The 15427-nt window shown below is 37.1% G+C and carries 11 protein-coding genes and 1 riboswitch; of the genes, 6 read left to right on the top strand and 5 right to left on the bottom strand.

What is annotated here, in order from left to right; genetic code table 11:
- Positions 1 to 77: 77 nt before the first annotated feature.
- A complete protein-coding gene (metE, locus tag EV200_RS08885; protein WP_132531259.1) occupies positions 78 to 2411 on the bottom strand; it encodes a 5-methyltetrahydropteroyltriglutamate--homocysteine S-methyltransferase in 2334 nt (777 codons plus the stop codon).
- 199 nt (positions 2412 to 2610) lie between these two features.
- Positions 2611 to 2818, bottom strand: a riboswitch (cobalamin riboswitch).
- Between the two features lie 207 nt (positions 2819 to 3025).
- Here metE and EV200_RS08890 point away from each other — a divergent pair.
- The gene (locus EV200_RS08890; protein WP_132531262.1) at positions 3026 to 5719 is read left to right on the top strand and encodes a M14 family metallopeptidase; all 2694 of its coding nucleotides are present in this window, start codon (positions 3026 to 3028) and stop codon (positions 5717 to 5719) included.
- 54 nt (positions 5720 to 5773) lie between these two features.
- Here EV200_RS08890 and EV200_RS08895 read toward each other — a convergent pair whose 3' ends face one another.
- Entirely contained in the window at positions 5774 to 6418 is a 645-nt protein-coding gene (locus EV200_RS08895; RefSeq protein WP_132531265.1) for a hypothetical protein, read from the bottom strand.
- 129 nt (positions 6419 to 6547) lie between these two features.
- Here EV200_RS08895 and EV200_RS08900 point away from each other — a divergent pair, with 129 nt between their 5' ends.
- Positions 6548 to 7264 carry a DsbA family oxidoreductase gene (locus EV200_RS08900; protein ID WP_132531268.1) on the top strand — a complete coding sequence of 239 codons (717 nt, stop codon included), beginning with the start codon at positions 6548 to 6550 and terminating at the stop codon, positions 7262 to 7264.
- 169 nt (positions 7265 to 7433) lie between these two features.
- Here EV200_RS08900 and EV200_RS08905 read toward each other — a convergent pair whose 3' ends face one another.
- The 3 genes from EV200_RS08905 to mfd form a co-directional block, all read right to left on the bottom strand.
- On the bottom strand, positions 7434 to 7652 hold the full coding sequence (locus tag EV200_RS08905; RefSeq protein ID WP_131538210.1) for a DUF3820 family protein: 219 nt from the start codon (positions 7650 to 7652) through the stop codon (positions 7434 to 7436).
- On the bottom strand, positions 7652 to 8788 hold the full coding sequence (locus EV200_RS08910) for an ATP-binding protein (protein ID WP_132531271.1): 1137 nt from the start codon (positions 8786 to 8788) through the stop codon (positions 7652 to 7654). The genes EV200_RS08905 and EV200_RS08910 overlap by 1 nt, the downstream gene beginning before the upstream one ends.
- A gap of 90 nt (positions 8789 to 8878) precedes the next feature.
- Positions 8879 to 12217 (bottom strand): transcription-repair coupling factor, encoded by a 3339-nt coding sequence (mfd, locus tag EV200_RS08915; protein WP_132531274.1) that lies wholly within the window; start codon positions 12215 to 12217, stop codon positions 8879 to 8881.
- Positions 12218 to 12399: 182 nt separating this feature from the next.
- Here mfd and EV200_RS08920 point away from each other — a divergent pair, with 182 nt between their 5' ends.
- The 4 genes from EV200_RS08920 to EV200_RS08935 all read left to right on the top strand — a co-directional run bounded on the left by EV200_RS08920 (position 12400) and on the right by EV200_RS08935 (position 15311).
- The gene (locus EV200_RS08920) at positions 12400 to 12702 is read left to right on the top strand and encodes a DUF2752 domain-containing protein (protein ID WP_132531277.1); all 303 of its coding nucleotides are present in this window, start codon (positions 12400 to 12402) and stop codon (positions 12700 to 12702) included.
- A 5-nt stretch (positions 12703 to 12707) separates the two neighbouring features.
- Positions 12708 to 13079, top strand: coding sequence for a TM2 domain-containing protein (locus EV200_RS08925; protein ID WP_029281553.1), 372 nt, complete (start codon positions 12708 to 12710; stop codon positions 13077 to 13079).
- Positions 13080 to 13470: 391 nt separating this feature from the next.
- Entirely contained in the window at positions 13471 to 14568 is a 1098-nt protein-coding gene (locus EV200_RS08930; protein ID WP_132531280.1) for a Nif3-like dinuclear metal center hexameric protein, read from the top strand.
- Positions 14568 to 15311: a zinc ribbon domain-containing protein gene (locus EV200_RS08935; RefSeq protein WP_132531283.1), complete on the top strand. Its 744-nt coding sequence runs from the start codon at positions 14568 to 14570 to the stop codon at positions 15309 to 15311. The genes EV200_RS08930 and EV200_RS08935 overlap by 1 nt, the downstream gene beginning before the upstream one ends.
- The last annotated feature ends 116 nt before the right edge of the window (positions 15312 to 15427 follow it).

Consider the following 15427-nt stretch of genomic DNA (forward strand, 5'->3'; position numbering starts at 1 on the left):
AGCCACGGAAACATGGAAAAACACCAAACTTATTTCTGTATAAGATTGATGTTAACTGTGTATCCGTGGCAAAAATATTAATTAATTTGCGCCTCCTGGGTTAAAACAGCTTCATTTTTACGCATTTCTTTTGCAGCTTCCACCATTTCAATCAGGGCTTTTTTGGTTTCATCCCATCCACGGGTTTTTAATCCACAATCTGGGTTTACCCAAAGTTGATCGCCAGGAATAACCGCCTTTGCTTTTTTAAGCAAATGAACCATTTCTTCCTTTTTAGGCACACGTGGTGAGTGAATATCATACACACCCGGACCAATCTCATTTGGATATTTAAAGTCTGCAAAAGCATCCAAAAGCTCCATTTGAGATCTTGATGTTTCGATGGTAATTACATCAGCATCCATATCCGCAATGTTTTGAATAATGTCGTTAAATTCGGAGTAGCACATATGCGTATGAATTTGTGTTTCATCATCAACACCACTTGCAGAAATTTTAAAGGCATTTACAGCCCAGTTTAAATAAGTCTGCCAGTCTTTCTTCTTTAAAGGTAAGCCTTCTCTGATAGCAGGCTCATCAATCTGAATAATTTTAATTCCTGCATTTTCCAGGTCAACAACCTCGTCTCTTATGGCCAATGCAATTTGCGTACAAGTTTCTGACCGTGGCTGATCATTACGCACAAACGACCATTGTAAAATAGTTACTGGTCCGGTTAACATCCCTTTCATATATTTAGATGTTAAAGATTGCGCATACGAAGTCCATTTCACTGTCATAGGCTGCGGACGTGAAATATCACCATAAATGATGGGAGGCTTTACGCAACGAGAGCCATAACTCTGTACCCAACCATTTTTCGAGAAAGCAAAACCTTCCAGCTGCTCACCAAAATATTCAACCATATCATTGCGTTCAAATTCACCGTGCACCAGAACATCAAGATCTATTTCTTCCTGCCATTTTACCGCTTTGGCTGTCTCTTCGGCAATAAGCGTATTGTATTCATCTTCCGTAAAAGTTCCATTTTTGAACTTAGCCCTCCAGCTTCTTACTTCTGCTGTTTGCGGAAATGAACCAATTGTTGTAGTCGAATACTTTGGTAAATTAAGTTGTTGCTGTTTAATTTTTCTTAAAGAAAAGGGACTTTTACGTTCTGAATCTTCTGCTTTTAAATTGGCAACGCGTTCTTTTATTATTGTATTATGAATTGACTTTGATGTTTTTCTGTTGTTTAAAGCCTTCTTGTTTTCCTCTAGTTTTTGGAAGGTAGATGCAGGGCCTTCATTGGTGATTAACTTTTTGAGAGTAACAATTTCAGCTATTTTCTGTTTTGCAAAAGCAAGCCATTGTTTTACTTCAGCAGTCAGATTTTCTTCATTGGTTTCATTTTCCAAGTTAACAGGTGAATGGATTAAAGAGCAAGATGGAGCAATCCAAACACGTTCTGTACCTATTTTTTCTATAGCCTGATTGATCGTAGCAATGGAATGTTCGAAATCATTTTTCCAGATGTTTCTTCCGTCTACAATACCCAAAGAAAGTATGGTATTTTCTTTAAGCTGAGCCAATACTTCCGCTAACTGGCTTTCAGCCCGTACCAAATCAATGTGTAAAACATTTACCGGAAGTGATGTGGTTAACACCAGATTATTACCTAAACCTTCAAAGTATGTTGCAAGAACCAACTTAATTCTTGGAAAGGCTTTCCGAATTTCCTTATAGGCATATTCATAAGCTTTCTGTTCTTTTTCTGATAAGTCTAAAGCCAGAAATGGTTCGTCAAATTGCACGTATTCAACGCTTAAAGCGTCTAAACGAGTTAAAATTTCCAGGTAAACAGGAAGCAGGTTTTTGATCAGATCAATCTTTTCAAAACCACTCTCCTTCTCTTTCCCAAGTAAAAGGTAAGTTATTGGACCAATTAAAACTGGCTTTGTAGTAATACCCAATTGTTTAGCTTCATAAAACTCATCTATTATTTTAGTAGAGAAAAGCTTGAAAGGCTGGTCTTTTTGAAATTCAGGAACAATATAATGGTAATTGGTATCGAACCATTTGGTCATTTCCATAGCAACAACGTCCAGTCCATCTTTCTGATAACCTCTGGCCATGGCGAAATACAGATCTAGCTCTGTGTTTCCCTTTTTCAAAATCACTTCGTTATACCTCTTCGGAATGGCACCAAAAGTTAACGAATGATCCAGTACATGATCATAGAAAGAGAAATCATTCGAAGGAATGAGGTCGATTCCGGTTTCCTGCTGAAGTTTCCAGTTCTCGTGGCGAATGTTTTTTCCCACCTGAAGTACATTTTTGTAGCCTGTTTTACCTGCCCAGTAATTTTCGCAGATTTTCTTTAATTCCCGGTGACTACCTATTCGCGGATAGCCAAGATTTTGCGTTAGCATTTCTTTTAAAGATTAAGTAAATAAATCGTTTAAAAGCCCTTAATCAATATTTTGTAATGATTCCTGTAAAAATGAAAAGGAAAGGCAGGGGCATATAAAACCCACTCATCAGCCCAAAAGCTTAAAGCAAATTTTAATAAAACGGTTAATTTTATTGTGAACCTATCAGACCTGACCTGTTGCTTTTTTACGCGAAAGCACCGTCAATTCGATATACGGCAGGTCTCCTGACTTATTCCCGATTTTATCGCCTTCCCATCCCGAATAAACGGAACAGTGGCCTTATTGATAAAACCGTTGTCTTTTAATTTAAAAAGACAGAATTTACAGTTGCGCGACAGCTCGTGATTTACACACGATTCCCTTTTAATCTACAGCTAAGTAAAACCTATATCGGTTGATGAAAAATAAAGTTAAGAACTTACATCAAAAGCAAATGTATCGATTATGGAGCAGTAATTGTAGTGTGCGGAAAATTTTATTCTGTTTCGGTTGAATATTATTAATGAAACAGTTAAATATTTGGTGTAGGATATCATGTAACAAATTTACATCACGCAGTTTTTCCACTTGTTTCTCTATTATATTTGATTATCCAACAAACAATCCCGACTATGATAAAAAACTACTTAAAGAAGTTTTCTTTTGCTTTTTTAATGATCACTTCTACTGTGGTTAATGCACAAGAAATTCCATCCCCTAAATCACATTTTGGCTTTGATATTGGCGATAATTACCAGCTTGCTACGTATACACAAACCGAGGCTTATTTTAAAAAATTAGCCGAAACATCCAAGCGTGTGAAACTGGTTGATATCGGTAAAACTGAGGAAGGCAGAAGCCAGTATATGCTGATCGTATCTTCGCCAGAAAACCTTCAAAAACTAGAACGCTATAAAGAAATTTCGCAGCAGCTTGCACATGCAGAAATTACAGCTCAACAAGCAAAAGCCCTTTCTCAGGAAGGAAAAGCTGTGGTTTGGATTGATGGTGGTTTACACGCAACTGAAACAGTTGGTGCGCATCAGCTGATTCAAACTGCTTATGAATTTGCTTCAAAAACAGATCCTGAAACCACTAAAATTCTGGAAAATGTAATTATTTTATTTACCCATGCCAATCCCGACGGACAGGAATTAGTGAGTAACTGGTACATGCGAGAAAAAGATCCGGCAAAGAGAGCATTATCTGGCTTACCTGTTCTTTATGAGAAATATGCCGGACACGATAATAATCGGGATTTTTTTATGCTGAATTTAAAGGAAAGCCAAAATATAGGTCGACAGCTTTTTGTAGAATGGATCCCGCAGATTATGTATAACCATCATCAGGCTGGTCCTGCAGGAACTGTTGTAGCTGGCCCACCCTATCGTGATCCTTTCAACTATGTTTTCGATGCCACACTCTTAACTAGTTTAGATGCGGTGGGGGCGGCCATGCATACCAGATTAAATGTAGAAGGAAAGCCAGGTTATACCCAACGTGGAGGTTCTGTATTTTCAACCTGGTACAATGGAGGATTGCGAACAACCACTTATTTTCATAACATGGTTGGTTTACTAACCGAGATTGTGGGTAGCCCGACACCATCAGAAATCCCATTAGTGCCTTCCCGGTTGTTGCCAAACAGTGATTCGCCCAACCCGGTTACCCCGCGGAAATGGTTTTTTAAAAACTCAATTGACTATTCTGTTTCTCTAAACTACGCCGTATTAAATTATGCGCAGCGACATGCGGATGAATTGCTTTATAATATTTATCAAATGGGCAGAAATTCAATTGAAAAAGGTAAGAAGGATACCTGGTCCTTTTCTCCAAAAAAGATTGAAGCCATCAATGCGGCAGCAAAAAAAGGTGGATCAAATGCTGCAGATGGAGGTGATTATGATTTCGGCGCTAGGCAAATGATGAGTGTAAAATATTTTGATACAGTGATGAAGGCACCGGCAAACAGAGATGCCAGAGGCTATATCCTATCTGCTGATCAGGCTGATTTCAATACGGCGATCAAATTTCTAAATGCACTGATTAGAACTGGAATTATCGTGCAAAAAGCAACTGCTCCATTTACCATTGCCGGAAAAAAATATCCTGCAGGAAGTTATGTCGTAAAAACTGACCAGGCTTTTCGTCCACATGTTTTAGATATGTTTGAGCCACAAGATCACCCGAACGATTTTAAATATGAGGGAGGTGCACCCATTCCTCCATATGATGCTGCCGGATGGACATTAGCCTATTTGATGAATGTTAAGTTTGACCGCATTCAGGACGACTTTACCGGACCATTTGAAAAAAATCCATATGGCAAGTTACTGGTTCCTGAAAATAAACTGACTGGAAAGAATTATGTATTAAGTGCTGCACAAAATGATTCTTATACCGCTGTTAATGATCTACTGAAAAATAAAATAGAAGTTTACCGTTCAAAAGAAAATGGAGATTTTTATGTTTCTTCTGCCGGAAAATCTATTTTAGAAAAGGCGAATGTGAAATTAAAATCTGCTGCAATTCCGAAAGATAAAACTAAAATTTCAGCTTCCAGAGTTGCTTTATGGGATAATTACGGAGGCTCGATGGCTTCAGGTTGGATGCGTTTCATTATGGAACAGTATCATTACAATGCTACCGTTATTTACCCGCAGGATATTGATGCAGGCAGTTTAAAATCTAAATATGATGTAATTATTTTCGTTGGCGGAGCAATTCCGGCATTTCAGGGAGGTGGATTTGGGTCAAGAGCCTTCGGGCCTAAAGCGGAAGATATCCCGGCAAATTATAGAAACCGTTTAGGAAGAGTTACAGCAGATAAATCCGTACCTCAGCTAAAGAAGTTTTTAGAAGAAGGTGGCAATATTGTAACCATTGGAAGTAGTACCAATTTAGCCTATCATTTAAATTTACCAGTTCGCAATGCAATGACAGAGATTGTAAATGGTGAAGAAAAGAGATTACCGGCTGAGAAATATTACGTTCCGGGGAGTGTTTTACAAGTTGAGGTAGATCTTAAACAGCCAGCTAGCTGGGGAATGGAAAATAATGCAGATGTTTATTTTGATAATAGTCCGGTTTTTAAATTAACCGGAGATGCCATCACTGCTGGAAAAATTAAACCGTTGATGTGGTTTAAATCTGCTACACCTCTGCGAAGCGGTTGGGCTTGGGGTCAAGCTTATTTACAAGATGGAGTAACTGCTTTTGAGGCAAATGTAGGGAAAGGAAAGTTACTTGCTTTTGGTCCGGAAATTGCCTTCAGGGCACAAACCCATGGAACCTTTAAATTGATTTTTAATCAGCTATACCAGTAATTTTAAGGGAAAAAGCTAACCAATTGGGTTAGCTTTTCCTTTAAAATGTTTCTTTTATTTAGCGTAGGGAAAATTTCGGGATACTTTTCTCATCATGTGTTCTACCAAATCATCCGTAGAACTGGTGATACTGTCATTCATGGTTTTGAAGAATCTCCAAAGTAGATCGCCAGTAGTACCATTATTTAAGGTAAGCGTAAGGGTTCCGGTACCTGTTTTGCCGCCAAATCCGCCAAATAAAACCGCCGATGCAATAGCACCTGCTTCAGATTTTGTTTGTTCAGTTTCAAAATTTCCACCTAAAATAGCATCAACACCCAGAATTTTTGCCACTTCATCTTTTGTTACTTCATCCAGTTTATCTTGGATGCCTGCTTTCTTTAATAAAATGTTTGTTTTGTCCGGATCTTGAAATTCTACCGTATAGTCTGATGCCTTTCTTAACAGGAAAGTATACATACTGGATTGGATAGATTTAGACATCGTTTTTTCCTGATCTCTGTTGGCTTCTGCGTTAAAATTTCTTGGCTGTTTTTTGTAAGAGATTTTTGTAGCAAAAGGTAGAATGGCTACCAGCTTGTGGTTTCCTTTTTCTGTTTTCAGTTTCGGACTTTCAAAAATTTGTTTTGAACCTTCAAATTGAGCTTTCGCACTAATGCTGGCACCCACTACCAGAAGCATTAAAATAGTTTTTTTCATTTGGTTATTTTGTTTGGAAAACAAACATAAATAAATACTTCATAAAATGTCTGATAATTATGACAAATTAAACCTCTTTTTTTACTTTTTATTAACGACTTCTTTTTTTAAATCGGGTAGTTTTGCTTTATGAAAGTAGAAATTTGGTCGGATGTAATGTGTCCGTTTTGCTATATCGGTAAACGTCATTTTGAACAAGCCATAGAAAAATTGCCGTTTAAAGATGAGATCATAGTGGATTGGAAAAGTTATCAGCTAAATCCTGAATATCATAATACAAACAACGAAACAGTATACGATTATCTTTCGCGAAGTAAGGGAATGCCAATTGAGCAAGCCAGACAAATGACGAAACAAGTGGTAGAAATGGCTGCAAATGCAGGTTTATCTATTGATTTTGATACCAATATTCCTGCGAATACCTTTGATGCGCACCGGTTAATTCATTTGGCAGCCATACACGGTTTGCAAGATCAGGCTGAAGAAAAATTGTTTGAAGCTCATTTTGTAAACAGCAAAAATATTGGTGAAACCGATGTTTTGATCGATCTTGCTGAAGAAATCGGGTTAAATCGTGCTGAGGCAGAAGAAGTTTTAAAAGGAGATCAATTTAGTGAAGCTGTTCGTTACGATATTTATGAAAGTCAGAATTTGGGCATTCGTGGCGTTCCGTATTTTGTAATGGACAGAAAATATGGTGTGTCTGGTGCTCAGCCTGTGGAAGCTTTTACAGAAGCATTAACTCAAAGTTTTAGTGCCTGGAAAGAAACACAACCTAAAACTACGCTTACTTCATTAAATAAAAATGATGATGCCATTTGTGATGAAAATGGATGTGAAATATAGATTTATTTCCCGCAGATTACGCTGATCAATGCAGATTTTTCTGCGTAAATCATTTTTGATCTGCGGGAATATTATGAACCTCGTCATGCTGAATTTACTTCAGCATCTATTAATAAGTTAGATTACGCTCAGGATTACAATTAATTAGGGTAATTACACCTAATTTGATTTACCGCTGCTGATTCTTTAAAGGCGTTAACAGATATTCCAAACCATTCACCCGTATTTCAAACATGGTAGCCATTAAATCACCCAATTTACCTTTTGGAAAGCCCTTGTCTTTATACCAGAGCAGGTAGCTTTCAGGGATATTGCAGATTAGATAGCCTTTATATTTCCCGTAGGGCATTTGCATTTTGACTAAGTCGAGTAATAAAGTTGGATCCATTAAAGTATAAAATCTAAATAGTTTTCTTTGTTAATGATTGAAAATGAGGCGTGTGGATAGTTTTTGGCAAAAAAGCCAGGTATTTTCTTTTTTTGATTACTCCATTTAAAGTCGATTGCCACCATCTCTCCATTTTTAGTTTCGATTAAATCAATTTCCTGCTGGTCATATGTTCTCCAGAAATAATACTGCGCACCTTGTTGTTCGTAGTTGGTTTTTTTTATTCTTTCACTAAACCCATAATTTTCCCATAAAATACCCTGATCATTTCGAAGTGATAATAATCTAAAATCATTGATAATTGCATTCCGGATACCATTATCATAAAAATACCATTTCGAAGATTTGGTAACTTCTTTACGGAGGTTGTTGCTATATCCGCCAACCTTATAAATAATAAATACCTTCGAAAGCAAATCAAGATAACGATCAACGGTATTTTTGCTAATTCCTAATGAACGAGACAGCTCATCAATTGAAACCTCTGAACCAATTTGCAAGGCAATAAGCTTTAACAGATCAAATAGTTTGTTGCTATTTTGAATATTTTCGTAGATCAAAATATCCTTTAACAAATATGATTTTACCAATTCTGTTAGATATTGCGATTTCTCTGCCAACGTTTCCAATTGAAATAGCTCAGGATACGAACCAAAAATTAGTCTTTCTTCCAGATTTTGAGCAGTTTGTAATCCATTTTCATTTTGTGCTAATTCTAATTGTGCAATTGGATATAAATAGTAGGTTATGCTTCTGCCTGTAAGCGGTTCTCCAGTTTGATTGGAGAGGTCAAATGCTGATGAACCACTTGCTATAATCGTTAAATCTTTAAAGCTATCAATTAGCAACTTTAAAATTTTGCCAATTTCAGGAATCACCTGTGCTTCATCAATAACCAATAATTTACTATTACCTAATATTCTTTTGTAGTTAGCTGCAGTTCTGGTTGCAAGTAAGGTTTGAATATCCTGATCTTCTCCGTTTAAAAAAATATATTCAATATTTGCTTCAGCGATGATTTGTTCAATCAGCCATGTTTTGCCAACCCTCCTTGTTCCGAAAAGTAAAATCACTTTATTCTTCCCTATTTTATGGAGAATCGTTGATTTTAAATATCTTGAAATTTGACTTTGCATAAGTCAAAGATAGGCAAATTTAGTTAATTCAGTCAGTCGGCTGACTGAATTAACGTTAATTCAGTCAGTCGGCTGACTGAATTAACGTTTTTAATCAATTAACTCCAAAGTTTGAATGGCTTCTTCAACCGTACTTACATTATCAAAAGCAATGCGCAAAGTATTTTTAACTTCTTTTAAGTTGCACATTCTTGGATGATTCTGAGCAAAAGTTAAAATTCTGGTAAAAGTATTAGAGTCAAAATACTTCGATTGTTTATCACTTAAAAAATATCCTCGAAGGCTATTTTTCTTAAAACTGATCTTCTCAAACCCAAGTTTTTTCCCGAACCATTGCAAACGAACCACACTTAACATGGTTTTTACCTGTGGCGGAACCGGACCAAAACGATCGGCTAAATGTTTTTCAAAAATGGCCAATTCAGTTTCATTGCTTAATTTAGAAAGCTCTGTATACAAATTGTAACGTTCGGTAATATTGGTAATATAGGCATCAGGAATATACAGCTCCAGGTCGGTATCTACCTGCGTAAAGCCCACAAACGGCCGTTCTGGCTCATTCTCAAATAAACCTTTAAACTCGGCTTCTTTCAGTTCCTGAATGGCCTCATCTAAAATTTTATGGTACATTTCAAAACCTATTTCAGCAATAAAGCCACTTTGTTCGGCACCTAATAAATTTCCGCTACCGCGTATATCCAAATCTCGCATGGCTACGTTAAAGCCACTGCCCAAATCAGAAAATTCTTCAATTGCGCTTAAGCGTTTTCGTGCTTCAGAGGTTAAGGTAGAAAGTGGCGGTGATAACAAATAGCAGAAAGCTTTTTTATTGCTTCTACCCACACGTCCGCGCATCTGGTGCAAATCACTTAGCCCAAACATGTGCGCATGATTGATGATGATGGTGTTGGCATTCGGAATGTCCAGACCAGCCTCAATAATCGTTGTGGCAACTAAAACATCTTTTTCACCGTTGATAAAATCGAGCATTACATCTTCCAATGCATCGCCGTCTAATTTTCCGTGGGCAATTCCAATTCTGGCTTTTGGAACGAGCTTTTGAATCATTCCGCCTAATTGCATTAAATCATTTACACGGTTGTGAATGAAGAAAACCTGTCCGCCACGGTCTAATTCAAACTGGATAGCTTCCTGAATCAGTTTATCATTAAATACATGCAACTCGGTACTTACCGGTTGACGGTTTGGAGGTGGTGTGCTGATGATAGATAAATCCCGGGCACCCATTAATGAAAAGTGTAAGGTTCTTGGAATTGGTGTGGCCGTTAAGGTGAGCGTATCAACATTTACACGAACAGCTTTTAACCGTTCTTTTGCTGTTACGCCAAATTTTTGTTCCTCATCAATAATCATGATGCCCAAATCTTTGAACTTCACATCCTTACTGAGCAAACGATGGGTACCAATTAAAATATCAACCTTTCCGGCTGCGGCTTCTGCCAATGTATCTTTAATCTGCTTATTGGTTTTGAAACGATTAATGTAATCTACCGTAACCGGAAAATCTTTCAACCGTGAAGAAAAAGTTTTAAAATGCTGTAAGGCTAAAATGGTTGTTGGTACTAAAATAGCAGCTTGCTTACCTTCTGCAACAGCTTTAAAGGCTGCACGAACAGCTATTTCTGTTTTTCCAAAACCTACATCACCACAAACTAACCGATCCATTGGATGTGGAGCTTCCATATCTTTTTTCACATCCTGGGTAGCTTTGAGCTGATCAGGTGTATCTTCATAGATAAATGAAGCCTCTAATTCGGTTTGTAAATAACCATCAGGAGAGAAAGCAGTACCGGCCTGTGTTTTTCGCAGCGCATAAAGCTTAATCAAGTCACGGGCAATGTCTTTAACTTTTTTTTTTGTAGTTTTTTTGAGCTTATCCCATGCGTCAGTACCGAGTTTATTCATTTTCGGAACACCACTTTCTTTTCCGCTATACTTCGCAATGCGGTTAAGTGAGTTAATGTTTACATAAAGCAAATCGTTATCCGCATAAATTAAGCGAATCATTTCCTGTGTTTTGCCATTCACCTCTACTTTTTCCAATCCAGCATATTTTCCAATACCATGATCAATGTGCGTAACGTAATCACCGGATTTTAATTCCCGAAGATCTTTAAGTGTAATCGCCTGACTTTTCTGATAGCCCTTTTTAAGCTTGTATTTATAGTAACGATCAAAAATCTGGTGATCCGTATAAAAAGCTGTTTGAATTTGAGGATCAACAAAACCCTCACGTAGCATACTGTTAATTGGGGTAAATTTGGCCGATTTATCTATGTCATCTAAAATGGCATATAAACGCTCAATTTGTTTTGGAGAATCGGTAAAGATGAAATTTACAATTCCGGCTTTCTCATTTTCCTTTAAATTATGAATCAGCAGATTAAAATCTTTATTAAAAGATGGCTGTGGTTTGGTTTCAAACTCAAACCGATCATCTGTTTTATAGAAAAATTGCTTTCCAAACTCTATCAATGGAAAATCGTGTAAATGGTCACCGAGTAATTTCTCGTCGCTAAAAGCAAACTTTGGATCAATCCATTCCGGATTTTGCGCCTTATCTGCTAGTGAAAGGGCTTTCCATAATTCCACAGCCTTTTTATAACCTGCTTTAACGATATCCAAGGTAAATTCAACATCCTTTAACCAAAGTTGCGTATCCTGATCAATATAATCGAGAATACTGATGTTGCTTTCCGTTAAGAATTTGGCCTGTACATTTGGAACAATGGTAAGCGATTTAACACTATTTACCGAAAGCTGGCTTTCAATTTCAAAGCTGCGGATACTTTCTACCTCATCGCCAAAAAACTCAATCCGGAAAGGTAAATCCGAAGAGAAAGAAAAGATATCTACAATACCACCACGGATGGAAAACTGACCAGGTTCATAGACAAAGTCCCTTCGATCGAAATCATAATCAATTAAAAATTCATTAATAAAATCGATTCCCAGCTTAGCACCAAGGCTAATCTCCAATGTGTTTTTCTCTAACGCAGAGCGATCAATCACCTTTTCAGCGATGGCTTCAGGATACGAAACCACAATTTTTCCATACTCCGAATCGTGGTTAAGCTCATTAAGTACTTCTGCACGAGCCAATACATTAGCTGTATCTACCTGGGTAAAATCAAAAGATTTACGGTATGAGGAAGGAAATAGTAAAACCTGTTTATCCAAAACGCTCTCCAGGTCAGATTGAAAATAAGCTGCCTCTTCCCTATCTGGAAGAATGAAAAGCATCGGTTTATGAAGTAAGAAATAGGAAGAAAGCGCCACAATGGCATCGGCAGAACCCACCAATCCCTTTAATTGTATCTTCGGGCTTTTAGTGCTGTTTAACGCTTTGGTAAACTCGGTTACCCGATCGTCGGTTTTGTATCTGTTTATTAAATCACGAATGTTCAAGGCACAAAAATAAGCTTATCTTTAACATTAACCCACAATTTTGTTAAAGGTTTTTTAAGTTTGTGCTAAGTTTGTTCGGTGCAGGTACTGATTCGTCGGATTATATTTGCTGTTTGTCGAATAAGCGTCCATCCGTGTAACAAAGCAAGTCTCAAATCCTCTAAAATATATAAATTGAAAGCATGAAATACATTAAAAACTTCCCGTTAGAACTCACGTTCTGGGTGATGGCTTTAGTGTTACTGGCAACAGCAAATGGTCATGAGCATCATTTTACACTTTGTCCGCTAGCCAATTTAGGCTACGAGGGCTGGTGTCCGGGATGTGGATTAGGCAGGTCAATTAGCCATATTTTTCATGGTGAGTTTACCGAAAGCTTTTCCGAACATTGGTTTGGGTTTCCGGCACTTTTAATTATAGTTTATAGAATTTATACATTGATCAGAAATAAGAAAAAATTTAAAATACTAACCTTAAATACATAGAAACCATGGATATATTTCAATCGCCTCTAATGTCGTTACCAGGTATAACGCCAGAAGAATATGCCTACCTACAACAAGCAACAACAGGATTAAACGAGCAACAACTGCGTAACTTTTTAATGATTTACGGCAGCAGAAGAAAGCAGCCATCTGAAATTTTATTACTGGCCTTAATTGGTTTTGTAGGCTTCGCCGGGATACACAGATTTGTCATCGGACAAATAGGAATGGGTATTTTATACTTTTTTACTGGTGGTTTATGTATGATTGGAACCATTGTGGATGTAATTAACCATAAAAGCCTGGCTTTTGAATACAATCAAAAAGCAGTTTTCGAAAGTTTGCAAATGGTAAGAATGGGTGGTGGATTTCAGTAATCTATTTAGCTTATCCTTTCAAAAGAAACAGCTTAGCAGAATTTTCGCCAATACATGGCTCAAAATTTTAAAGTAGAGACAGAAACCTATTTTAGATTAGATTCAACATACGTTACAAGCCTGTTCTAAATTAAAATTTGGAGCGGGCTTTTTGTTGCTGTCAGGTTGAGAATGCGGCGTTCATACTGTTTTTAGATGTAAGGTTCTAAATCAGCCATCTTTTCAATTGGACTGCTGGCGATGTGTAGTTATTTTGATTGAAGCACAGCGGAACAGAGAAATCTTTGAATTATGCTATAATGGCTTTCAATAATGATTTCTTCACGACTCTCTGATAACAGTTTAGACAACATTCCTTTTAAACAAACCCCTAAATTTCTATATTTATACCATGAAATTAGCCGAAATTACCAATTACTTAGAAAGCATTGCGCCATTGAATTATCAGGAAGACTATGATAATTCAGGTTTAATTGTGGGCGATCCAAATATGGATGTTCGAGCAGCCCTGGTTGCTTTAGATTGCATTGAAGCCATTGTTGATGAAGCCATTTCTACAGGTTGTAATCTGATCATTACCCATCATCCGATTATTTTTAAGGGATTAAAAAAGCTAAATGGAAAAAATTACATAGAACGTGTGGTATTAAAAGCCATTAAAAATAATATCGCTTTATATGCCATTCATACCAATCTGGATAGTGTACATACTGGTGTAAATGCCCGCATTTGCGAACGCCTCGGCCTAAGTGGTACAAAGGTACTTTCGCCTAAGGCAGGATTATTAAAAAAGCTGGTTACTTATTGTCCAAATGCGCAGGCAGAACAATTGCGTTCAGCTTTATTTTATGCTGGTGGTGGAAGTATTGGAAACTACAGTGAATGCAGCTTCAATGCAGATGGTTTTGGAACATTTAAAGGCAATGAAGATTCTGATCCTTACGTTGGTGAAAAAGGCGTTCGTCACCACGAAGCAGAAACCAGAATTGAAATGGTTTATCCTGCCCAGGCCGAAAGAAAAATTCTGGTTGCGCTGTTTGAAAACCATCCTTATGAAGAAGTCGCTTACGATATCTATAAATTGGAGAATAAACATCAACAGGTTGGTTCTGGTATGTTGGGCTGGTTGGAATATGACATGGATGCTTATGACTTTTTACACCTGGTTAAGGATAGGATGCATGCAAAGGTGGTGAGGCATACTGCTTTAACTGGAAAAAGAATTAAAAAAGTAGCCATATGTGGAGGTTCAGGAAGTTTTCTATTAAAGGAAGCGATTGCAGCGGGCGCAGATGCTTTTATTACCGCTGATTTTAAATACCATGAGTTTTTTGATGCGGAGGAAAAAATCATCATTGCCGACATCGGACACTTTGAAACTGAACAATTTACCTCAAATTTATTGGTTGAAATTATTCAGAAAAAATTTACTAACTTTGCAATCCGTTTAACGGAGCAAAATACAAACCCCATAAATTACTTGTTTTAATGGAACAAACCGTAGAACAAAAGCTAAAAGCTTTATACGAATTACAGAATATCCACACCAAAATTGATAAAATCCGTCAGGTACGTGGCGAATTACCAATGGAAGTTGCCGACTTAGAAGATGATGTTTTAGGATTAGAAACCAGAATTTCAAAAATTAAGGCCGAACTTGATGATCTGGAAGATTCAATCGTAACGCGTAAAAACACCATAAAAGATGCGCAGTCTTCCATAAAAAAATATGATACTCAATTAAAAGAAGTTAAAAATAATCGTGAATACGATGCTTTAACCAAGGAGATTGAGATTCAAGGTTTGGATATCCAGGTTTCTGAGAAAAAAATTAAAGAGCATGGCTTTGAAATTACCTCAAAAACTGAAATCTATGAAGCTGCAAAAGCGGAATTAGAAGGAAGAAAAAAAGATTTAGAAATTAAAAAAGGTGAGCTTGATGTAATCACTGCTGAAACTGAAAAGGAAGAGCAGGATTTACAAAAGAAAGCAGATAAAGCAGAACCTCAAATTGAGGAGCGTTTATTAGTTGCTTATAAACGTCTGCGCAAAAATGCAGTGAATGGTTTAGCAGTAGTAACTATTGATCGTGATTCATGTTCAGGATGCTTTAACCAGATTCCACCTCAACGTCAGTTAGATATTCGTCAGCGTAAAAAAATTATTGTTTGCGAGCATTGCGGTCGTATTTTGGTTGATGAGGCTTTAACTCATGAAGTTGCAGAAGGTTAATCAGAACTCATAGAAATTTTTAAAAACGTCCCGACAAAATCGGGGCGTTTTTTATTTATGGATGAAACAAGAAAAACATTCTGACGTTAAAGTCTTATTCAGTTTATTGCTCAGGC

Origin of the sequence: Pedobacter psychrotolerans (genome assembly GCF_004340665.1) — a bacterium.
GTDB classification, from domain to species: domain Bacteria; phylum Bacteroidota; class Bacteroidia; order Sphingobacteriales; family Sphingobacteriaceae; genus Pedobacter; species Pedobacter psychrotolerans.